General features: G+C 42.0%; 21 protein-coding genes and 1 riboswitch. Of the genes, 6 read left to right on the forward strand and 15 right to left on the reverse strand.

Annotation, left to right across the window (positions count from 1 at the left end):
* Positions 1 to 8 precede the first annotated feature (8 nt).
* The 3 genes from pssA to ACYQ3Q_RS02935 are packed head-to-tail and all read right to left on the reverse strand — an operon-like array spanning position 9 to position 4027.
* Complete coding sequence (gene pssA / locus ACYQ3Q_RS02925; protein ID WP_459927159.1) at positions 9 to 545, reverse strand: CDP-diacylglycerol--serine O-phosphatidyltransferase; 537 nt, start codon at positions 543 to 545, stop codon at positions 9 to 11.
* Positions 542 to 1180, reverse strand: coding sequence for a phosphatidylserine decarboxylase family protein (locus tag ACYQ3Q_RS02930; RefSeq protein WP_459927160.1), 639 nt, complete (start codon positions 1178 to 1180; stop codon positions 542 to 544). Before ACYQ3Q_RS02930 ends, pssA begins: the two co-directional genes overlap by 4 nt.
* 54 nt (positions 1181 to 1234) lie before the next feature.
* Positions 1235 to 4027 (reverse strand): helicase C-terminal domain-containing protein, encoded by a 2793-nt coding sequence (locus ACYQ3Q_RS02935; RefSeq protein WP_459927161.1) that lies wholly within the window; start codon positions 4025 to 4027, stop codon positions 1235 to 1237.
* A 281-nt stretch (positions 4028 to 4308) separates the two neighbouring features.
* On the opposite strand from ACYQ3Q_RS02935, the gene ACYQ3Q_RS02940 reads away from it, so the two are divergent.
* The 3 genes from ACYQ3Q_RS02940 to ACYQ3Q_RS02950 all read left to right on the forward strand — a co-directional run bounded on the left by ACYQ3Q_RS02940 (position 4309) and on the right by ACYQ3Q_RS02950 (position 7669).
* Positions 4309 to 4674, forward strand: coding sequence for a hypothetical protein (locus ACYQ3Q_RS02940; RefSeq protein WP_459927162.1), 366 nt, complete (start codon positions 4309 to 4311; stop codon positions 4672 to 4674).
* A gap of 156 nt (positions 4675 to 4830) precedes the next feature.
* Complete coding sequence (gene pabB / locus ACYQ3Q_RS02945) at positions 4831 to 6864, forward strand: aminodeoxychorismate synthase component I (RefSeq protein WP_459927163.1); 2034 nt, start codon at positions 4831 to 4833, stop codon at positions 6862 to 6864.
* On the forward strand, positions 6851 to 7669 hold the full coding sequence (locus tag ACYQ3Q_RS02950) for an aminotransferase class IV (RefSeq protein ID WP_459927164.1): 819 nt from the start codon (positions 6851 to 6853) through the stop codon (positions 7667 to 7669). The genes pabB and ACYQ3Q_RS02950 overlap by 14 nt, the downstream gene beginning before the upstream one ends.
* Positions 7670 to 7791: 122 nt before the next feature.
* Here the strand turns inward: ACYQ3Q_RS02950 and ACYQ3Q_RS02955 are convergent, their stop codons facing one another.
* Complete coding sequence (locus ACYQ3Q_RS02955) at positions 7792 to 8055, reverse strand: antibiotic biosynthesis monooxygenase (RefSeq protein WP_459927165.1); 264 nt, start codon at positions 8053 to 8055, stop codon at positions 7792 to 7794.
* 250 nt (positions 8056 to 8305) lie between these two features.
* Between ACYQ3Q_RS02955 and ACYQ3Q_RS02960 the strand changes: the two genes are divergently transcribed.
* Complete coding sequence (locus ACYQ3Q_RS02960; protein WP_291299815.1) at positions 8306 to 8617, forward strand: hypothetical protein; 312 nt, start codon at positions 8306 to 8308, stop codon at positions 8615 to 8617.
* An 80-nt stretch (positions 8618 to 8697) separates the two neighbouring features.
* Here ACYQ3Q_RS02960 and ACYQ3Q_RS02965 read toward each other — a convergent pair whose 3' ends face one another.
* The 7 genes from ACYQ3Q_RS02965 to ACYQ3Q_RS02995 all read right to left on the reverse strand — a co-directional run bounded on the left by ACYQ3Q_RS02965 (position 8698) and on the right by ACYQ3Q_RS02995 (position 13490).
* Positions 8698 to 9159 (reverse strand): DUF2383 domain-containing protein, encoded by a 462-nt coding sequence (locus ACYQ3Q_RS02965; RefSeq protein ID WP_459927166.1) that lies wholly within the window; start codon positions 9157 to 9159, stop codon positions 8698 to 8700.
* 59 nt (positions 9160 to 9218) lie between these two features.
* Positions 9219 to 9560 carry an EscU/YscU/HrcU family type III secretion system export apparatus switch protein gene (locus ACYQ3Q_RS02970; RefSeq protein ID WP_459927167.1) on the reverse strand — a complete coding sequence of 114 codons (342 nt, stop codon included), beginning with the start codon at positions 9558 to 9560 and terminating at the stop codon, positions 9219 to 9221.
* Complete coding sequence (locus ACYQ3Q_RS02975; protein WP_459927168.1) at positions 9557 to 10666, reverse strand: hypothetical protein; 1110 nt, start codon at positions 10664 to 10666, stop codon at positions 9557 to 9559. The genes ACYQ3Q_RS02970 and ACYQ3Q_RS02975 overlap by 4 nt, the downstream gene beginning before the upstream one ends.
* Before the next feature lie 81 nt (positions 10667 to 10747).
* Positions 10748 to 11341 carry a DUF2103 domain-containing protein gene (locus tag ACYQ3Q_RS02980; protein ID WP_459927169.1) on the reverse strand — a complete coding sequence of 198 codons (594 nt, stop codon included), beginning with the start codon at positions 11339 to 11341 and terminating at the stop codon, positions 10748 to 10750.
* Between the two features lie 14 nt (positions 11342 to 11355).
* A complete protein-coding gene (locus tag ACYQ3Q_RS02985; protein ID WP_459927170.1) occupies positions 11356 to 11838 on the reverse strand; it encodes a metallophosphoesterase family protein in 483 nt (160 codons plus the stop codon).
* A gap of 34 nt (positions 11839 to 11872) precedes the next feature.
* Positions 11873 to 12988 carry a CofH family radical SAM protein gene (locus ACYQ3Q_RS02990; RefSeq protein ID WP_459927171.1) on the reverse strand — a complete coding sequence of 372 codons (1116 nt, stop codon included), beginning with the start codon at positions 12986 to 12988 and terminating at the stop codon, positions 11873 to 11875.
* A gap of 127 nt (positions 12989 to 13115) precedes the next feature.
* Positions 13116 to 13490, reverse strand: a complete 375-nt coding sequence (locus tag ACYQ3Q_RS02995; protein ID WP_459927172.1) for a hypothetical protein — start codon at positions 13488 to 13490, stop codon at positions 13116 to 13118.
* Positions 13491 to 13625: 135 nt separating this feature from the next.
* Here ACYQ3Q_RS02995 and ACYQ3Q_RS03000 point away from each other — a divergent pair, with 135 nt between their 5' ends.
* Positions 13626 to 14069 carry a DMT family transporter gene (locus ACYQ3Q_RS03000; RefSeq protein WP_459927173.1) on the forward strand — a complete coding sequence of 148 codons (444 nt, stop codon included), beginning with the start codon at positions 13626 to 13628 and terminating at the stop codon, positions 14067 to 14069.
* A gap of 14 nt (positions 14070 to 14083) precedes the next feature.
* Here the strand turns inward: ACYQ3Q_RS03000 and ACYQ3Q_RS03005 are convergent, their stop codons facing one another.
* The gene (locus ACYQ3Q_RS03005; RefSeq protein WP_459927174.1) at positions 14084 to 14608 is read right to left on the reverse strand and encodes a hypothetical protein; all 525 of its coding nucleotides are present in this window, start codon (positions 14606 to 14608) and stop codon (positions 14084 to 14086) included.
* Positions 14609 to 14705: 97 nt separating this feature from the next.
* Between ACYQ3Q_RS03005 and uvrC the strand changes: the two genes are divergently transcribed.
* The gene (gene uvrC, locus ACYQ3Q_RS03010; RefSeq protein WP_459927175.1) at positions 14706 to 16514 is read left to right on the forward strand and encodes an excinuclease ABC subunit UvrC; all 1809 of its coding nucleotides are present in this window, start codon (positions 14706 to 14708) and stop codon (positions 16512 to 16514) included.
* Positions 16515 to 16767: 253 nt separating this feature from the next.
* Here the strand turns inward: uvrC and ACYQ3Q_RS03015 are convergent, their stop codons facing one another.
* The 3 genes from ACYQ3Q_RS03015 to ACYQ3Q_RS03025 form a co-directional block, all read right to left on the reverse strand.
* The gene (locus tag ACYQ3Q_RS03015; protein WP_459927176.1) at positions 16768 to 17568 is read right to left on the reverse strand and encodes a C40 family peptidase; all 801 of its coding nucleotides are present in this window, start codon (positions 17566 to 17568) and stop codon (positions 16768 to 16770) included.
* A 3-nt stretch (positions 17569 to 17571) separates the two neighbouring features.
* Positions 17572 to 17713: riboswitch (cyclic di-AMP (ydaO/yuaA leader) on the reverse strand.
* Positions 17714 to 17965: 252 nt separating this feature from the next.
* Entirely contained in the window at positions 17966 to 19333 is a 1368-nt protein-coding gene (locus ACYQ3Q_RS03020) for a PFL family protein (RefSeq protein WP_034141447.1), read from the reverse strand.
* Between the two features lie 48 nt (positions 19334 to 19381).
* Positions 19382 to 19675, reverse strand: a complete 294-nt coding sequence (locus tag ACYQ3Q_RS03025; RefSeq protein WP_459927177.1) for an ACT domain-containing protein — start codon at positions 19673 to 19675, stop codon at positions 19382 to 19384.
* Positions 19676 to 19927: the final 252 nt, after the last annotated feature.

Genomic DNA, 19927 nt, shown 5'->3' on the forward strand with positions numbered 1-19927 from the left:
GTCCCCCACTATTTCCCCAACTTCGCTACCTTAAACGTAGACACCATTAAAAAGGCTAAAACACCCATCGTTACCGGATAAATAAACCAAGGAATCATTGTTCTAAGTAACATGAGCAAAGCCATAAAACCGCCCGCAAATGTTATGGGTACCCCAACAAAGTGGGTAGTAATATTCAGCATATTAAAACGCGCCAAGCGAACCGCTCCACATAGCGCAAACACTGCAGCGATACCTAGACCTATAGTTCTCACCAAATCAGATTGAGGGAGTAAGATTGCCTGGTACGTAAGAATTGCAGGCGCTACTCCAAAAGAAACTAAATCACTGAGAGAATCAAGTTCTTTACCAAAATCCGAGCTAACAGAAAGTCGGCGTGCTACCTTTCCATCTAAACTATCCATTAGAACAGAAAGCAGGATCATTGCTGAAGCTAACGTGTAATCCCCTTCAATAACCCAGATCAAAGCAAGAAATCCAAAAAGCAAATTAGCTAAGGTGAAGATGTTCGGGATCATACGAGCAGTAATCGGGTTTCCCTTCATTCGACACTCACTCTCCCTATTATACTTATTCCTCCACGCACCTTTTCCCCAGCACTAACCATGATTTCAACATTTGTTGGTACAAAAATTTCGGTACATGAACCAAATTTGATAAGGCCGAACCTTTCCCCTTTGCTCACTGCATCTCCTTTTTTGACCCAACAGACAATTCGACGAGCAATAAACCCAGTTACTTGTGTAACAAGAATTTGCAGGTGTTTATTCTCGATTCCTACAAAGTTTTTCTCGTTCAATTCTGAAGCATGGCTTTTAAAAGCTGGAATCATCTGTCCCGGTCGATAGCTAAGAAATTTAACCGTTCCAGACATTGGGCAACGATTAACGTGAACGTTAAAGACACTTAAAAAGATGCGAACCCGAATGCTTTCTCCGTTGAGAAACTGATCTTCAAAGACCCTTTCCACATCCATAACAACCCCGTCAGCTGGAGAAACTAAGGTTAACTCGTCCATAGGAATCTCTCTTTCAGGATTCCGAAAAAAGTATCCAGTAAACAAAAATAAGATAGCAGGTATAATGACAAGCCACTGCCAAATCCAATAAGCTAAAATTGATAGAACAGCTAATATCATGAGATATAACCAACCATCACGAGAAATGGGATATTGTTTCACCGAAAAATTGACCTCCTCCTCTTGATTTTCTTTAGTTTACCATCTTTGCGTCGATTATAAAAGCTCTTCATCCAATCCAAGCTCATTCCACTCTTCAATTTTACGTAGAACGAGGGAATTATCACCTCGTATATGGGTGCGAACCGGTAATGAACTTAAAAATTGCCTGCCATAATTCTTTTCAATGACTCGATCATCGAGTAAAATGACAACCCCACGATCAATTTTAGACCGAATAAGACGGCCAAATCCTTGCTTAAATCGTATGACAGCTTCAGGCAACAATAATTCTCGAAAGGGATCACGACCTTGAGATTCTAAGAATTCCGAACGGGCCTCAATTAAAGGCAAGGTCGGTGGCCAGAACGGAAGTTTTACCAGAATAACACAAGATAATGCTTCACCTGGAATATCAATACCCTCCCAGAAACTACTGGCTCCTAACAAAACGCTTTTAGGATTTCGCTTAAATGCCTCTAAAAGAGTGCTCCGTTCTCCATGAATTCCTTGGGCTAGTGTCTCAATACCCAGTTGTTTTAATTCTAAATGAATTGAACTATAGGTTTGGCGCAGTAATTTATGAGCGGTGAAAAGCACTAAAGTCCGACCATTCATGCGCTCAGCAACTTCAACGATAAATTTGGCCAGTTCCAACACTTTCTGGTCTTCCGTATTTTGTCGTTCTATACCCTTTCGAACGACGAAAAATCGCATCTGGCGTTCATAGTCGAAGGGAGAATCAACTCGAGCCGTGATTGTTGTCGAGGGGAGTCCGATATCTTTGAGAAAATGCTCAAACGAATCAGAAATACTCAACGTAGCCGAAGTTAGAATCACTGCATCAAGCCGAGAAAAAAACTTCTCTTCTAAGATATCACTTACTTCGATGGGAGAGGTCTTTAAGTATAGTCTTGAATTTTGTTCAAGCCAAGTCACTTGTTTAGGGTTATTGACGTTTATGACTAAGGTCATAGTTACCAATAGTTCTTTGAGCTCCCTTTGATGTCCAGAAAGGATGTATTTCAACTCTTCAATCTCATCTGCTTCTTCTCCGCTCAAGACGCTTACTAAACTATCCAGAGCGGTGGCCAAGGCCTTAATCCTCCCTACGAAATTCTCTATTTGGATGGTTAATCCTTGCCACCAAGTTTTGGTGGTATGACTTGAAACTAAGCGAAACGTGCGCTCAGTTCCTAAAATCAGCGCTAATAACTCAAAAAATTCGTTCGTTTGTACCAAGATAGATTGGGATAATTCAGGAATAACCTCCATCCGTGTTGAGAATATCTCCCAAGGCACCGCAGGCACGAGTTGGTTCAGCGACCCCATTCGTTGTTTCATAGTCCAGTAAAAGCTAGGACCTGCCTGTCTATAAATAGTCTCAATCACTCGAGTAACCTGCTCTAAACTCATTTCCGAGCCAAGATGTTGAAGCGCCGTTTGATAAATCTGATGTGCTTCATCAATAACTAAGCGATGATACTCTGGTAAGACATTGTAGTCTGTTTTAAGATCTGAAAATAACAAAGAATGATTTACAATCAAAACATCTGCTTCTTCTGCCTTCTTACGGGCCCTCAACCAAAAGCAAATCCCTGATTTTGAACACCTTCCTGGAATACAGGTTTCGACATCCGCATTTAAACTCGGCCACAGTTGCATAAGACCGGGAACTTTAGAAAGTTCTTGGATATCTCCTGCTAGGGTTTCTCTTAACCAAACAAGGACACTTAGCAGCGCAAGTTTTTGATCTTCCCCTTGAATTTCTCTCGGGTTTGTTAAGCATCCCTGCCACTTTTTCAGACAACAATAGTTCCCTTTACCTTTCAATACAGAGGCTTGAAACACAAAAGGCAATACAGCTTCCAAAACAGGAATATCCTTTTTTAAAAGTTGTTCCTGAAGGGGAATTGTATGGGTGGCAACTACCACTTTTTGACCTAATTTTTTGGCCGACCACAGACACGGAATTAAATACGCGAACGACTTCCCTGTCCCTGTTCCAGCCTCCACGACGACGTGATGTGAGGAAGTGAACCCTTCAGCGATTAGTTTTGCCATCTTCACTTGACCTGTACGACTTTCATAACCAGGTAAATTCTGTTCAAGAATTCCTCCGGGCGAAAAGCTTTTTACTACCCAATCAATTGAATCCGGGAAATTTGCAGTTTGAGTAGACCCACTTACAAATAACCCTTCAGCAAACGGGGCTAACACAAGATCAGTTCGGATAGGGCGATCAGGAAAGCGACGAGTAATCTCTTTGAATAATTCTTCAATAAACCCGCTCCCTGACCAGCCCCCTAAAAAGCTCTTGGTTTGATCATAAAAACTTAGATCAAATCCCAACCCTTTCTTCCAACAGGCTTCCAATACTTTCCACGTGAGCCAAGCGTTGTTTTCAGTGGGGTGAAGCTCTGCATCTTCCTTCAACGGTAATCCAAGTTTTTGAGCTAAATAAGATAATTGATAGTGATGCATAGTCGGGAAAAAAATCCGAGCTAGTTCCAAGGTATCCCATCTCGGCTGCTGAAATCGTACCTCTAATTCCTTTTCTAAAATAGAGAGGGTAGACACATCATGAGCCACAATAACAGCATCAGCAAACAAATGAGCAAGCTGTTCTCGGCATTCAAGTAGAGAAGATACTCTATTAGGCTCTGCCTCATTTATCCCAGAAGATATAATAGTTTTACTAGCCATTCCTTGCTTTGATTTAATCAGATAATGACATGATTCTTGAATTAGTCCATTTTGGATCCGAAGTGCCGAAAATTCGATAATTTCACTCTGAAGACCCTCGAAGCCAGTCGTCCCTATATCAAAAACCACGATTTCTTTGTCCACAACCCTGACCCCTCTCTTGCAGCCATTGTACACCATCTTTACAAAAGGAATCAATGTAAAGCAGGAATTTAGGATTCTTTAGCGAATAAGTCACTTTGTATGCTTCGAGTTAAACTATCATTTTTAGGAAGAAGGATACCCTATTGTTTGAAAAAAAGATTTTAACCGTTGGATTCTCTCTTGTAGTGATATTCTCGAGTCTATTCCTCAATGGGTGCTCACCCAAACCTTTTTTGACTCAAGACGGTTCGTATGCTATTTTATCTATTTCCCCTTCGGGAATGACGCAATCAGAACTCATTAATTTACCTTGGAATACAAATATGGCAATTATGCAGAAGGTTCTTTTAGAATGTTCCTTTGTCTTGAGTGATCTGCGCACTCCCAGTGCCCAAGAATTAGAGGCTGATTCCCCTTCTCAATCAACGAGTATACAAGCCACCTTTCCCCAACCAAAGCGCATGAAACTTAATGTCGATCAACGAGTTATTACCCTTGATGTACAATCCCTTCAGATTGAGGTTGAAGGTCCAAATGTTGGGCAAGTGACCATTAATCAGACAACCATATTACAAGGGATCAATAATCCTAATCTCCAGTCTGCATTTAATGAATTAACGGATATGTTGCACGAAAAAAAGAATTAAATTGAAGTTGCTTAGAGCAACTTTTCTTTTTGTACTAATCGTCTATGCAAAACTTTGTTCAGGATGCTTATAAATGCTCAAAGACAGAGACACTATAGAATGAAACATTGAACTTGAAAAATCAGAGCAACCGCCAGGTATAAAGGGGTAAGAACAATGATATTTTTACTGGATAATTATGATTCTTTTACTTATAACCTCTACCAATACTTCGGTGAACTTGGAGAGGACATCATCGTCAAACGCCAAGACGAATGCACCTTAACTGATATTGAAGCGATGCATCCCGACCTAATTGTAATATCTCCCGGACCCTGTACACCGGATGAAGCACCCCTATCCTTAGCGATCATCGAATACTTCAAGGGTAAAATACCGATTCTGGGAGTCTGCCTTGGGCATCAAGCGATTGGACAATTTTTGGGTGGTAAAGTGATCCGTGCCAAACGACCCATTCACGGAAAAACAGAAACGATACATCATGATCAACAAGGTGTTTTCAAAGATCTAGTCAATCCTTTAGAAGTAACCCGTTATCACTCTCTGATTATTGACCGTCATACACTCCCTGACGACCTGAAAATAACAGCTGAAACGGATGATGGCGAAATTATGGGCATCCGTCATAAAACCCTGCCTATTGAAGGAATTCAGTTTCACCCTGAAGCCATTCTGACTCAATACGGACATCAGTTACTACAAAACGCCCTCAGTAATGCGAAAACTTGGCAGCTTAACAATGCTCCCTCTCCTTGGGTCGTCAAACCACTTCCCACGTCCATCCCACCCTATCAATTATTCCAAGCTTTTAAAGATGAGCCTTCGCCATTTTTTTTAGATAGTGGCGAAGATTATAATGAACTCGGCAGTTATTCTTATATGGGATCGTCCCCCTTCTTTGAAGCGACTGCCTTCCCTGACCAGCTTGAGCTTTATTGGCCAAATCTTTCACTTCGTAAAACAATCCTTTTAGAAAAAAGCCAAACTTTAGATTTTCTGAATGATTTCCATTCAAAATATCGCGTTTTAAATTCCCCGTTCCCCTTCTCTGGAGGGGCTGTGGGTTTTTTAAGCTATGACCTAAAGAACCAGATTGAATCCCTTCCTGATAGAGCCGAAAATGACTTAAATATACCTCTTTGGCGTTTCGCCTGGTACGATGGAATTGTTGTTTATAGTCATGTTGAAGAGAAATATTGGGTCACCTCTTGTGGTATTGATGAAGACGGTGCGTGCCAGGCCGAGTTAGCACACTCTCGCATCAAACGGCTTCAACAAATCCTCCAACCAAGTGTTCTAGAACAACTTTCCGAACGGGAAGAACGTGCCGATCAGACGATCGCGGCCCATTCTACAATCGATCCGAGCGTTTCCCATGAACAGTATCTAAAGGATTTAGAACGTGTCATAGATTACATTTATGCTGGGGACATTTACCAGGCCAATCTTACCCAACGTTTTTCTATCCCCTGGGAAGGGGATGTCTGGAAGCTTTATTCCCAACTCCATCGACAAAACCCCGCTCCCTTCGCAGCTTTTTTACCCTATTCTGATTTTCAAATCCTATGTAGTTCACCCGAGCGATTTATTCGCGTACAGTCGAACGGACAGATCGAAACCCGTCCCATTAAGGGAACCCGGCCTCGCGGAGATTCGCCCACTGAGGATGAAATACAAGCGGTTGAATTATTCAATAGTCCTAAAGATCGTGCCGAACTAACTATGATTATTGATTTAGAACGCAACGACCTCGGGCGTATCTGCCAATTTGGAACCGTAAAAGTCCCGAATTTAATCCAACTTGAAAAATACCCCACGGTTTGGCATCTTGCCTCGACGATCAGAGGACAGCTTATCAAAGGGCTAAAACCCAGCGATCTTATACGTGCCATTTTTCCAGGCGGCTCAATCACGGGTGCCCCCAAGATTAGGGCCCTGGAGATTATCGAAGAGATGGAGCCCTACAAGCGTGGACCTTATACCGGAAGCATTGGTTATATGGGCTTTGATGGCGCTTGGGACTTAAATATTGTTATCCGCACGATCCTCATCAAAGAGGGTAAAGCCTATGTGCATGTTGGCGGTGGGATTGTGGCAGATTCAGTTCCCGAAGATGAGTATCATGAGACCCTTCATAAAGCAAAAGCCCTGTTCCGGGTATTGAAAGGACGCTTAGATGATTCCCAGTGAAATGTTATTATTACAAGACCGACTCACTTTATTTGGGTATGGGCTTTTTGAAACTCTACTCGTCACTGAACATGGACCACTCTTCACGGACCTTCACTGGCAGAGGATGAACAAGGGAGCCGTCATGCTCGGTCTAACACTCCCTCAGAAAGCAATATGGTCAGCTCAAATACGAGACTATATCGATCAATCTCCGAGCATAACTCCTTACGCCTTGCGCGTTACTCTGAGTGGCGGAGCACCCCAAGCTAATCTGCCTTCCCGGCTCCTGTTCCATCCACGAGTAATTCCTTATAGTTCGGCTCAATATGCCATGGGGATACGTCTTCACCTTTTGCCTACCCCACGTAATGAGCAGTCGCCACTGACTAGTATAAAATCTACGAATTATTTGGAGAATATTTTAGCAAAAGAGGTAGCCTTTGGCCAAGGTGCTGAAGAAGGCTTGTGGCTGAATACCAAAGGTTTTGTTTCTGAAGGTACAATGAGCAACCTCTTTTTCATCAAGAATGGGACACTGTTTACCCCCTCCCTGACCAGCGGATGTTTGCCAGGTACACGTCGTCAGCTCATTCTGGATTTAGCAGATTCTCTTAAGATTAGTACTGAGGAGGGCTTGTATTCCTTCTCAGATCTTTTACAAGCCAATGAAATTTTTATGACGAACGCCCTGATGGGCTTAATGCCAGTTCGTCAAATTGATGATATTGCCTTTTCTATCGAATCCTCTGAATCGCCCTCCTCAAAGATGAGGCAACTTGAATTAGCTTATCAGGATTTAATCCATAATCCATCCTGCCTGTAAGTTGCATTAGTGAGATTACCGCAGGGATAATACTTCTTGATTGCGAAATGAAAGCACGAACTCCCACTTAAAAGTGGGAGTCGAAAAATTGATTAATTAAAGTTTACTAAGCCTTGACATATCTAGTATTTTTCTTCGAGAACTTCATACATCTGAGGAGTGGCTTGCTTAAATGCCTTATTTTCACCCACTGTATTTGCCCAATTTTCATAGGCCGAGTGATTTTCCCATTTCGAAAATAGCATGATATCTGACGTGTTTTCTTGTTGATTAACCGAAGCGAATTTGAAACCATCAATCGCTTCTACAGACTGAATTCCAGTTCGAATTTCGCCTAAAATTCTGTCAGCATCTGGACCGTTGAACGTATGAATCACTGTAAGCATGATTTTTCCTCCCCTTAAATCCATGTTAGCAGGACTAGTTTATCCTGAACACATTAACTACATACCTTGATCGTATGAACTTTCACTCTATGCACGGCATACTTTATATAAAGGTTTAATAGTTTTTAAAAATACGAATTCCATGAGTTGAGTGACGTGGTTAAAAAGCCCATCGTTTTATTGATGATTTCATGCTATACTAAAATAACGCGTCAGAAATCTCTGGAATTGTACCTGAGGGGGATTATTGATGAAAATAAATTACATACGCACGGATTTTCCAAACGGCCGTACGAACATATTAATGCGTGATTCGGAATCGACAAACCCAGAGCTAGTGCATTTTTTACTGGTATTAAGCAACAAAGGAACCTTGTGGGTTGATGTTTTTTGGCCTTATGATGAAGAATCTGAAGGATATACTCGCAGAATTTCCGAACAACAATTTTGGCAGACCTTTCGAGAGTGGAGATTACAAGGTATCCTTCTCGGAGACAACGGAAAAGTGGCTGAAATGTTAGCCAGAAAGCACCTCTCCAGAAAACATCGTGAGAAGGCATAAGCACAACATAAAAAGCGGCAGTGCCGCTTTTTATTTGTGTTATGAACTTAACGTTTGTTCTTCAATTCATGTAAGCGAATTCATCGATCAGGATAATAATGTAAATGTTCAAATTGTCCATCTCTTAAATTTTGCAATTGTTTAAGATGATCACGTTCATCCGAAAAGATGGGCGCCAAAACCTCTTTTTCGGCGCTACTTAAAGATTGTTCCGAATACTGGACCGCTCGCGCTAAGCCCTTATCCTCCCCTGAATAAAGATGGTCAAGCATTTGGTTGGGCGATATTTCGCCTAAATTCGATAAACGCGTTTTCCAATCTGCAATCATTCCTACCATCCCTGAGCCTTCTTTGATATGCCCCCCATTAGTTTGAATGTAATAAGATAGCCGAGTTGCATGCTTTTTGTGATCTGAGAGAATAGCCGTGAGATGATTACGCAGTGGACTATCCTGGAGCGCGTCAATACATGCCTGATATTGTTCAATCGCCATATGCTCGCCCTGAAGAATTTTGTTCAAGACTTCAAATGATGTCTTCATAGAGACCTCCTGCCCTTCCTATTTTCCGACTAGGAATAGTTTGCGGAGCATTCTACGAATTATGTATGACTGCTTGAGGAACTTGTGCGTGATTTCGCTTTTTCCAAACGATAAATAAATGCCAATAACTCTGCTACTGCACGATAGAGCTGGGGCGGGATTTCTTTGGTCAGCTCTACTTGCATTAGAGCTTCAACGAGCATTTCATTCTTTTGGATGGGAATACCCTCTGCCTCAGCAGCTTCGATTATTTTTCGAGCGACTTCTCCTACCCCTTTTGCTACAATCCTAGGTGCTCCAGTTTGGTCATACACCAGGGCTGCGGCTTTCTCTTTCTTCTCGCTCTTCTCTTTCTTCTCGCTCTTCTCTTTCTTCTCGCTCTTCTCTTTCTTTTCGCTCATCTTTGAATATCCACTCCACTTCGCCGAGAACCCCTTAGAAAGTTCTGGAATTCAAGATTTTTATCTAAATCTGCTGTGCCAACCTTCCCAATATTAAACCCTAGTTTGGAAAATATTTCTTTTGTTTCTGGCATGACTTCCTCTAGCAGCTGAGGTAAGAACTGTAAATCACGGGTGAGGACATGGAAGGAGAGCACATCCTGATTAAAATATGCGTCAATCCCGATGTCCCCGAGGGATTGAGTTTCAATCTGGATGGCAACTCGGCAATGTTTCTCATCCATTTTAGATCCTTTACGTGCACTTTCAATGGCTATCTGTACTGGTAGAATGTCTTCTCTATAAAACAAAGGAAGATGAAGCAACATAAAAGCATTGTCCATAGCTCCCGATTTTAACCACAGCTGTTGACCGGTTATTTTTTGGAGCAACATCAGAGCTAACTCCCTATCAGGACCATCAGGATTTTGTTCCTCCGGGCTCTGAAGTGCTTGAAGCAGAGCATATTTTAAGGTTTCTTTGAGGCTGTTTTTCTCAGCTTCCTTCGTTTGAGAATCTGATTTTAGCATTAATTGAATACGTTGTTCATAGTTGAGACCAAGTTTACGCAGGCCCTCTACTAGCTCTTCCGCACCATTCTCTTCGGATAACTCCTCCCACTTCGGCATGGATTTTATAAAGTTAAGTATAAAGTCTTCGCTGATTGACCCTTTAAGACTTGCCATCACTGTGCCGAGCAGACCAGTATTTGCAGTTAGAAATGTTTTAAGGAGAGTTAAAATATCAATATTATTCGGTAACCCTCTCTCCGCAAACTGTTGCAACTGTTGTGGAATCCCGGGAATATCCACTTGTTTCCCTGACAAAGGTTCTCGGACCAACAACAGGTTGCCATCTTTGATATCCCCTACCTTGACCCAGAACTTATCGCCTAATTCAGTCGATGTTTGCAAAATTGCGAAGATATCTTGACCTTTTACGCGAATGGTCCCTTGCCCTTCTCCAATTTTCTGAACAACTTCTACTAGGAGCCGTTCGCCAGGTTGCCATTGTTTAAGGCTGATCTTGTTCATCGTACCTGGCGCTAATATGCCACCTACCTCCATAAAAACACCTCCTTACTGAACAAAACTTTCATTGCAATCTCATTACTTTAAAAACAGCTTAGGACATTTTGTCTTAAGCTGTTATTTTCGCGGAGTTTTATTGACCTTTGGTTTGGAGGTTTGGTTGCTTGAGTTTTCGAGAGATTGTTTGAGATGTTTTAAAGCCTTTAGCGTTGAGTTGTCCAAGCGATCAGCTAGATTCAGTTCCTCCACATCTTTTAATCTAGAGTTTAAAACGCTACTGTGTTGACGCTTTTTCGTAGGTCGTCTCCTGAGAGGAGCTGATGGGCTGTCCTTCAATCGAATATCTGATTTTGAAGCAACCTTAGCCACCTTCTTTTTAGAAGCCTCAGATAGGACATTTGAACTAATTTCTTCAGAGGATGGCTCAGGAGAATCCGAGGGGAATTCCTGCTCTACCCATTCCTGAATACGTTCTGGGTTTTTGGTGACTACAAAGGCTTCTTGAATGGAGCCATTACTTTTAAGCAAAAGCTTACATCCCGTTTGTGTCTTATATTTATAGACAATTCCTCGCTCTGAAGAACGGTTTACATCTATTACACCGGGAATGATGTCAGTGACCTCCGAAAGACGGCTTAAATTTTCAAGCCATGATAGGGCATTTTGGATAATGCCATGTTCTCGTTTCACTTTATTCCTGCGATGTTTCATGATTTCCTCCGGACTTAAAAATAAAGATGTTTAGCTTCAACCTGCCCTTGCTGAATATTTAATAGTCCAAAGGAATAGTGAGGCTCACGCCGTTTATCCGTTGGTGAACCAGGGTTGAACATGAGAATGCCATTTTTCCATTCCATAAAAGGAACATGAGAGTGTCCGAAGACAATTAGATCAACTGGAGAATCTTCAAAGGCATTTAAGGCACGTTCTGGGGTACTTTTTCCTCGACCCGCATGCCCGTGAATAATCCCGATTTTTATGGACTCGCATTCCACAATCTCACGCTCTGGTAAAACAACGTCCCAGCCATCACAATTCCCACATACAGCTCGAACTGGAGCAAGACAAGCCAGCTCATCAATTAAACCTCTATTTGTCAAATCACCGGCATGAATTATCATATCAATGTGAGTCAAGTGTTCCCAGACGTAGCGGGGAAGAGTTCTACCGGTACGTAAGTGAGTATCTGATAAAACCGCGATTTCCATTTCTATTCACCTCTTGGCTAACAAACTATCTCTTCTACCGACTTGATGATGGCGGTTGAAGCGTTTTTATAACGTTATAATAGGTATCCCGTTCAACAGCCTCTAGACCTAATTCATGAATCATGCTGATTAGCTGGAGTTCTGTTTGCATTTGCGGGCTGGAAGCACCAGCTGTATGGTAGATTTTTTCTTCTCGAACTACTCCATCGAGATCATTGGCTCCGAACGAGAGGGCCATTTGAGCGACTTGAGGGCTAGACGATATCCAATACGCCTTAATATAACGAAAATTATCTAAAATTAAGCGGGCGACAGCAATTACCTTTAAGGTGCGAATAGCACTTGCTTGAGGCAGATCTTCAAATTTCGTATTCTTAGGATGAAACGCCGTCGGAATTAGGGCATAGAAGCCCTGAGTTTCATCTTGCAGAGCACGTAAAGCTAAGAGGTGATCAATCAATTCCTCATCCGTCTCAATGATACCATAAAGTATGTTAGCGTTGGTTGGAATGTTTAATTGATGCGCGAGACGATGAATTTCTAACCAACGTTCACCGCTCAGTTTTCCCGGACAAATAATGTCACGAACTCTTGGGCTGAAATTTTCCGCTCCCCCTCCCGTCATAAAGCTCAGACCAGCCTGTTTAAACGTTTTTAAAATTTCTAAAACGGGCACATTCGCTATCTGCGCAAAATAATCATACTCTGCCGCAGTAAATGCTTTGATACTTACTTGAGGAGCACGATCTTTAATTTTGCGGATCATGTCTAGGTAATATGAAAAGGGAAGATCCGGATGTATTCCACCGACAATATGTAGCTCGGTTACTCCTTGATCCGCGAAATACCCTGCTTTATGAACCACTTCTTCAATCGACATCGTATAAGATCCTTTTTCTCCAGGATCTTTAGCAAAGGCGCAAAGACCACACCGTACTTTGCATACATTGCTATAGTTAATATGGGCATTATTATTATAAAACACCTGATCACCGGTCATAGCGCGTCGACGTTCATTCGCTAGGTAACCTAGACCAAGTAAATTGGTAGATCTTATAAGCTTAAGACCGTCATTGCGGTTTAAACGTAAATTTTTAACAATTTTCTCATGTACATCATCTAATCCTTTTAATATGGGATCTAATTCCATTTGGACCCTTCTTTCCTGAAATTGTTACCTTTTCTATTATAACATAATTATCAAAATACGAGAAAAGATAAAGAATGATAAAGAAAAAAGACTGCTAGCAATCTTGTTGCTTACAGTCCCTTAAGTCTCAGTGACAATATTTCATGGCTTGACGTTGGCGTTTGATCGCTTTTCTGACTTCATTGGCCACACGCCAAGTTTCAGGTTGGTGGGGAGTTATTAACTCCACTTTTCCAGATCGTTTGTCAATTAATATATCAACCATCGGTTTTCTACCTTGAGATTTTTCTTCTCCAGGGTGTAAGATATCAATCCCAATTTTATTTTCATCATATTGAGGGGGAACAAGATAGTTTAAGACTTCTTCAGTAGCATCCATCAATTCGCCCACTTGTTCCTGTTCATATCCTTCCCTTAAGAGAATATCTCTTACCTGTGTAAGTGGATGATCAAGCGTAAGTAGCATCTGGGCGCGTTGCACTAAATTGTAATCGATGTCCATGACGCCACCTCTTTCATTTTTATAGTTTTGTTATAATATCATTTTCCCCTCAACCTAACTAATGAATACTGATACTTCTTAGCGGAACTGGATATCATTTCCCACATTATATTAAATATTTTCGGGAGGCATAAAATGGCAAAATTTCTTTCTCTTCCTTTTTTAGTCGCCACAATCTCAGGCGTCGCTATGGCCATCCAAGGCACAATCAATTCAGCGTTAAGTCAGAAAACGTCCTTAATCTCTGCAACGCTCGTTGTTCACATCATTGGTACACTGGTCGCATTAATCACAGTTTTGGCCTGGCGCGCTCCACTTCTTAAGCACCCTTGGACTTCTATTCCATGGTTCCTTTATCTCGGTGGTGTACTTAGTGTCATCATTGTTGGACTTGTTGCTGTAAGCATCCCGAAAATAGGAGTATGTAATGCCACAACGGCAATTATTATTGGTCAAGTCAGTATGGCTGTCCTAATTGATCATTTTGGTTTGTTAGGCATGAGTCGAATGCCTTGGAGTCCATGGCAGCTCGTGGGGATCGGCTTTTTGGCCGCTGGGGCCAAACTCCTCTTCCGTTAGGGGATGTCTATTTGTCAAGGATTAACCCGTCCCACAATCAGGGCCATATTAGTGATAATCGAATAGATTTCCTCGCTGACAATATATTTGCGGATTTGACCATTAGCCGATAAAATAATCGTACTCTTGCCCGTAGCTTTTTGATCACTTTCAATGAGTCGAAGCAGAAAGGCATACGAATCGCTGCTGACAGAGAGTTGTTTAAACTCTCCGTCAGCGACAAAGATGACCCAATATCCTGAAGATACTTCGTTATTCCCATTCTGGTAAAGTGCATTGGAAACACTTGAAAAATCTTGTCCAAAGAAAGCCTGATTATCTGGTAAATTCGTATTCGTATTGACTGAATTATTAAGTGTATATTGATCATTAAAGGCAGTTGTTTGAGTAACAGGATCAGAAAGATGTAAGTAGATATCCTTAAAAAAATTGGGAAATAAGACATATCCAACAACCCCAATGATCAGAATCCAAAGGGCTAAAGCTTGTAAATCTTGCCAAAGTTCATTGCGTGGTGGTCTTCCCCAAGTATTTGCCATGCCTTCGCCCTCCATTTAGAATTCTATTGCTAGTCAATTAACACAAAGCCTCTATGCCATGTATACGTTCGTTTTAATGAAGATATGTATCTAAAACTTGCATCTCATGATTCCACACTTTAGAATAATAATTGAGGTGGGGAATATGGATCTACTTCGACAAAAACTGACCTTGCTGCCGGAAAAACCAGGCGTCTATCTGATGAAAGATAATCAAGGACAGATAATTTATGTCGGTAAGGCTAAAACACTAAAAAATCGGGTAAAATCTTATTTTACCGGCTCGCATGATGGTAAGACTGAACGACTTGTTAGCAAAATCGTTGATTTCGAATATATCATGACCGAGTCTGAAGTGGAAGCACTTGTTTTAGAATGCAATTTGATTAAAAAACACAATCCCAAGTACAATATTCTCTTGCGGGATGATAAAACTTACCCTTATATAATGATTACAGAAGAAAAGCACCCCAGGATCCTTGTCACACGACAAATGAAAAAGGGCACTGGAAAGTATTTTGGGCCTTATCCGAATTCTTCCGCTGCCAAAGAGGCGGCACGCTTACTCAATCGTCTATTCCCCTTTCGAAAATGTCGCCAAATCCTTGCTCGACCTTGTTTATACTATCATTTAGAACAATGTCTAGCCCCTTGTGTCGAAGCAGTTCTGCCTACTATATACTTAGAAATGCGCAAAGAGGTTTCCTCCTTTCTCAAGGGAGACCAAAGTGGGATACTCAAACTTTTACATGAAAAAATGCAAAGCTCTTCGAACGCACTCCATTTTGAACGCGCCAAAGAGTACCGTGATTTAATCGAAGACTTAAAACAACTCGGGGAAAAACAAAACATCACGCTCAATGATTTTATTGACCGAGATGTTTTAGGCTACGCATATACTACGGATCAGATGTGTATTCAAGTTTTTTATTTGCGTCAAGGAAAGCTACTAGCGCGAGATAGCTATACCTTCCCTTATTATGAAGATCCAGCAGAAGCATTCGTCTCTTTTGTCGCACAGTTCTACATCGAGCGCGCTATTTGGCCGCAAGAGATCTTACTTCCCTCCCAAGAGTCAACGATCTTAACCAATTTATTTCCCATTACGATTCCTCAAAAAGGCAAGAAACGTGACCTTATCCAAATGGCGATGACAAATGCCCAGACCACCCTTCACGATCAGATCAGTCTGGAAATAAAACAACAAAGTGAAATTCAATTAGCCTTAACGACACTAGGTGAGATTTTAGGCATTCCAGTTCCGAGCAGAATTGAGGCCTTTGATATTTCGAACACCTCTGGCACACAAACCGTTGCCGGTATGGTTCAGTTTATGGAGGGTAAACCGCAGCGCAGAGGGTACCGAAAATATAAAATCCTGCCCATGGAAACATCGGATGATACAGCTGCCATGAGGCAAGTTATTATGAGACGATACAATAGGTTAGTATCAGAAAAAAGCCCCTTACCTGACTTAATCTTAGTCGATGGCGGAAAAGGACAAATTATGGCAGCCTTAAAGGTTCTACAAGGCTTAAACTTAATCATTCCCGTTGCAGGAATGGTTAAAAATGACCGACATCAAACCCACGGACTTCTTGACAGCACTGGTAATGCGGTGCCTTTATCCAAAAACCATCCAGCTTTCCATTTACTCACTCGAATCCAAGACGAAGTCCATCGTTTTGCCATTACGTTTCATCGCCAACAACGCGCTAAGAATATGACTCTTTCTGCACTTGACAACATTCCTGGCATCGGACCAAAACGCAAACAAAGCCTGTTACGGCACTTTCCATCCCTTGATGATATTCAACAAGCAGGTATCAATGAGCTTAAAGGGGCAGGATTACCACTGAATGCTGCCACATTAATCTATGACTATTTTCGAAAGGAAGAATCCTAAAATGATTCTAAATTATCGAGTTGAACTATGTCGGAAATGTTACTACAAGAGAACTCACCAATGCTCTACCACGGATTCTTTTATTCAAAACCCTCTTTTTCCAAATGTTAAACCAGGTGGAGAATGTGCGAACTATCAGCCCATTCCCTGGTTACCTCGATTATAATCCAAGAGAATTCGTCGACTATAGCTCAACGAACAAAAAACAACAAGAACGTTAAGTTCCTGTTGTTTTTTGATTAAATAATAGCTGCTAGTTCACACGACGTGCACCTAGATAACGACCTGCATAATAACTATCACTAAGGCTTGTAGTAGTCACACCACTATTAGACGCATGGACAAAACTTCCACCGCCAATGTAAATTCCCACATGGGAAGGACCCTTAGCGTACGTGGTGAAAAACACCAAATCACCCAATTGAAGATTCTCGCGTTTCACAGATGACCCTGCATTAAATTGATCATAGGAGCTTCTTGGCAATGAACTTCCTGAACCCTTAAAAACATACTGCGTATATCCCGAACAATCAAACCCTTTAGTGCTTGAACCTCCAAAGACATAGGGAACGCCTTGTAGGCTTAGTGCATTATCCACAAGATTAGAACTCCCAGATCGAGAAACCTGTTGTTTTGGGGCAGCTGCAACTTGAACCGGTTCGGGCTTGTCAATAGAAGATTTCGGAGCTTGATCAGCAAGCACTTGTACTTGTACTTGCACTACTTGCTCTGCTTTTTTAGGCTCCGTTAATTTTTGGGCAACTGTGACTGAAGCACTAGGAGAGGGAACTGAGTTAACTGATTCGGAAGCAACAACTTCCTCAGCAACAACTTTCACGGGACTAGCAATCCATTGCATTTGCTTGCGTACGACTTGAGTATAGGTCCCTTTCATTATGGGCGTCGAAGCAGAAGTTACAAGCACGGGCTTCGAGGGATCTATAGTTGTCGTTTTAATTTCTGTTGTAGCCAATGCAGGAATACTACTTGCTAAAAGCAAGCCAGCCAAAGTAACGCTTCCCAACCACTTCCAAGTAGATGAGGAAACCAACAAATTATATCCACCCTTCTTAGCTTACGAGGTTAGTTGACGGATTCGGGCAGTAGGTGTTAGCCCTACACGTGAAAAGCCACGTGATTCACCCCCATGATAATCCCCCGCTCCAATGTCATACAACTGGATTAAGCTTTTACTATAAAGTATACTATTCGAGACAAACCTAAAGATTCCTGCACGAATCTAAAGGAAATATCTACCGTTCTAATGGAAATTGGCTAATCTCTATTCTCGAAGAAGTATATTCGATTATAGAGTAGCGTGATGGCGAAAAGCTGATCTAACGACTACAGTGTAACCCAAATACAGCAAGCCATGCAATCCTTTATTTACCTCGCCAAAACAGACAGGGGCTCTCGGTTGAGAAACCCTGTCTGTTGTAGGAGACTTAGTCTTAATTGGTAAGGCTAATGATCGGTGCAGGAATACGACCTCCACGGTTGACAAACATGCTTGATGAAAAGGGATGTATAGCCATTACAGGTGCCCCACCGAGCAATCCTCCAAATTCTACTCTATCCCCTGCCTTTTTGCCTATTGCAGGAATCAAACGTACTGCAGTCGTTTTTTTATTAATCATCCCAATTGCCGCCTCATCCGCTATGATGGCCGCAATGGTTTCTGCAGTTACATCCCCCGGTAGAGCAATCATATCTAGACCGACTGAACATACACAGGTCATTGCTTCTAACTTATCCAGGGTTAATGCCCCTACTTCAACTGCTTCGACCATTCCCGCGTCCTCCGAGACAGGTATAAACGCACCACTTAACCCACCCACGTGTGACGAAGCCATTGCTCCACCTTTTTTAACCGCATCATTAAGCAATGCCAAGGCTGCCGTTGTTCCATGAGTTCCGCAGCGTTCAAGGCCCATGTTTTCAAGAATTTCTGCAACACTGTCTCCAATTGCAGGGGTCGGTGCCAGAGAAAGATCGACAATCCCAAAGGGAACATTTAAGATTTTTGAAGCAGCGCGTCCTATCAACTCTCCCATGCGAGTGATTTTAAAGGCTGTTTGTTTAATTAAATTGGATAACTCACCGAAATCCGCTTCGGGGAACTCTTTAACTACCTTAGCCACAACACCAGGGCCACTTACACCTACATTAATAACACTTTCTGGTTCTCCTACACCATGGAAAGCCCCTGCCATGAAGGGATTATCCTCAGGAGCATTACAAAACACCACTAATTTTGCGGCAGCAAGACCATCTTTGTCCGCCGTAAGTTGAGCACATTTCAGAATCACATTACCCATTTTCAACACGGCATCCATGTTAATCCCAGCTTTAGTGGTTCCAATATTGACTGATGAGCAAACAAATTCTGTTTCACTTAGTGCTTGAGGTATGGCATCTATCAGCGCCAAGTCTCCTGCAGTGAAGCCTTTTTGAACCAGCGCAGAAAAGCCTCCAATAAAATTAATCCCCGACTCGCGTGCGGCTCGATCTAATGCTTTAGCGATCCTTACCATCTCTTCGGTATTTAAGTGGGCAGCCGCGATCGCTATCGGTGTGACAGATACACGTTTATTAATAATAGGAATTCCATACCGTGCAGAAATTTGCTCACCTACCGCCACCAATTTTCCAGCATATTTTGTAATCTTATCATATACCTTAGTTTCCATCCGGCTAATTTCTTCTGAACCACAATCAAGCAGACTAATTCCCATCGTAATAGTTCGAATGTCCAGATTCTCTTCATGGATCATTTTAATCGTTTGTTGGATTTCCTCTCGTGCAAACGTGATTGTCATGATTTCCCTCCACTATCCCATATCTAAAGTTACTAAGAATCTCTTTAGTTAGATTCGATGCATGAACGTAAAAATGTCTTCGTGTTGAACCTTCACTTGTAACCCTTTATCGATTCCCTCTTGATCTAGGGTACGTGCTAGGGCGACAAGTTCCAAGGTGGCTGGTTCTAGATCTACAACCATGATCATCGTGAAATATCCATTCACGATTGTTTGGCTAATATCTAAAATATTGACCCGATATTCCGCAAGGCGTCCAGTGACCCAGGCGATAATTCCTATTTGATCACGACCCAATACCGTGATGATTGCACGGTTAGACTCTTCATATGGAGAAGTCATGGTTGTTCCTCCCTTTATTACGCATCTTTTCTTATTTTGGACATTAGACTAACATAAATACGTAGTATACTCAAGTTCTTTTTACTCGGCCTCCACCCTGGGCCTTAACCTAGCCTTTATGCGCTGGCCATGACAAGGATGGTTGAGGTTAGAACACCGCCACGGATGGCAAGGTGTCGTGATGGCGAGAGGGGACCGCTGGCCATCACCCCAACAGGGATATTCACTTAAATTTGTACTTTGAGTACACTA

The sequence above is a fragment of the Desulfosporosinus burensis genome, assembly GCF_054657535.1.

Coding starts and splice junctions, on each gene's coding strand:
- pssA (WP_459927159.1), bottom strand. CDS start 545: ATGAAGGGAAACCCGATTACTGCTCGTATGATCCCGAACATCTTCACC.
- ACYQ3Q_RS02940 (WP_459927162.1), top strand. CDS start 4,309: ATGACGCAATCAGAACTCATTAATTTACCTTGGAATACAAATATGGCA.
- pabB (WP_459927163.1), top strand. CDS start 4,831: ATGATATTTTTACTGGATAATTATGATTCTTTTACTTATAACCTCTAC.
- ACYQ3Q_RS02950 (WP_459927164.1), top strand. CDS start 6,851: ATGATTCCCAGTGAAATGTTATTATTACAAGACCGACTCACTTTATTT.
- ACYQ3Q_RS02955 (WP_459927165.1), bottom strand. CDS start 8,055: ATGCTTACAGTGATTCATACGTTCAACGGTCCAGATGCTGACAGAATT.
- ACYQ3Q_RS02960 (WP_291299815.1), top strand. CDS start 8,306: ATGAAAATAAATTACATACGCACGGATTTTCCAAACGGCCGTACGAAC.
- ACYQ3Q_RS02965 (WP_459927166.1), bottom strand. CDS start 9,159: ATGAAGACATCATTTGAAGTCTTGAACAAAATTCTTCAGGGCGAGCAT.
- ACYQ3Q_RS02970 (WP_459927167.1), bottom strand. CDS start 9,560: ATGAGCGAAAAGAAAGAGAAGAGCGAGAAGAAAGAGAAGAGCGAGAAG.
- ACYQ3Q_RS02975 (WP_459927168.1), bottom strand. CDS start 10,666: ATGGAGGTAGGTGGCATATTAGCGCCAGGTACGATGAACAAGATCAGC.
- ACYQ3Q_RS02980 (WP_459927169.1), bottom strand. CDS start 11,341: ATGAAACATCGCAGGAATAAAGTGAAACGAGAACATGGCATTATCCAA.
- ACYQ3Q_RS02985 (WP_459927170.1), bottom strand. CDS start 11,838: ATGGAAATCGCGGTTTTATCAGATACTCACTTACGTACCGGTAGAACT.
- ACYQ3Q_RS02990 (WP_459927171.1), bottom strand. CDS start 12,988: ATGGAATTAGATCCCATATTAAAAGGATTAGATGATGTACATGAGAAA.
- ACYQ3Q_RS02995 (WP_459927172.1), bottom strand. CDS start 13,490: ATGGACATCGATTACAATTTAGTGCAACGCGCCCAGATGCTACTTACG.
- ACYQ3Q_RS03000 (WP_459927173.1), top strand. CDS start 13,626: ATGGCAAAATTTCTTTCTCTTCCTTTTTTAGTCGCCACAATCTCAGGC.
- ACYQ3Q_RS03005 (WP_459927174.1), bottom strand. CDS start 14,608: ATGGCAAATACTTGGGGAAGACCACCACGCAATGAACTTTGGCAAGAT.
- ACYQ3Q_RS03020 (WP_034141447.1), bottom strand. CDS start 19,333: ATGACAATCACGTTTGCACGAGAGGAAATCCAACAAACGATTAAAATG.
- ACYQ3Q_RS03025 (WP_459927177.1), bottom strand. CDS start 19,675: ATGACTTCTCCATATGAAGAGTCTAACCGTGCAATCATCACGGTATTG.